Genomic DNA, 502 nt, shown 5'->3' on the forward strand with positions numbered 1-502 from the left:
ATACAGACAACGGATAACGGTAAGCAGAACACCTATTTCTCCTCACTGGGTAACATGGTTGCCCAGGGCAATGTTCTGCCTGTTCTGTACGGGGAAATGCGCGTGGGGTCACGCGTGGTTTCTCAGGAGATCAGCACGGCAGACGAAGGGGACGGTGGTCAGGTTGTGGTGATTGGTCGCTGATGCAAAATGTTTTATGTGAAACCGCCTGCGGGCGGTTTTGTCATTTATGGAGCGTGAGGAATGGGTAAAGGAAGCAGTAAGGGGCATACCCCGCGCGAAGCGAAGGACAACCTGAAGTCCACGCAGTTGCTGAGTGTGATCGATGCCATCAGCGAAGGGCCGATTGAAGGTCCGGTGGATGGCTTAAAAAGCGTGCTGCTGAACAGTACGCCGGTGCTGGACACTGAGGGGAATACCAACATATCCGGTGTCACGGTGGTGTTCCGGGCTGGTGAGCAGGAGCAGACTCCGCCGGAGGGATTTGAATCCTCCGGCTCCG

General features: G+C 55.6%; 2 protein-coding genes. Both read left to right on the forward strand.

The window, feature by feature from the left end; all coding sequences use genetic code 11:
* Positions 1-183 (forward strand): tail assembly protein (locus DRJ53_RS21070; protein ID WP_175580775.1); only part of this gene is annotated, 183 nt, incomplete at its 5' end.
* Positions 184-243: 60 nt separating this feature from the next.
* A partial coding sequence (locus DRJ53_RS21075) for a hypothetical protein (RefSeq protein ID WP_033551149.1) occupies positions 244-502 on the forward strand: 259 nt, incomplete at its 3' end.

It is taken from the genome of Paracnuella aquatica (assembly GCF_003332885.2).
GTDB lineage: Bacteria > Bacteroidota > Bacteroidia > Chitinophagales > Chitinophagaceae > Flavisolibacter > Flavisolibacter aquaticus.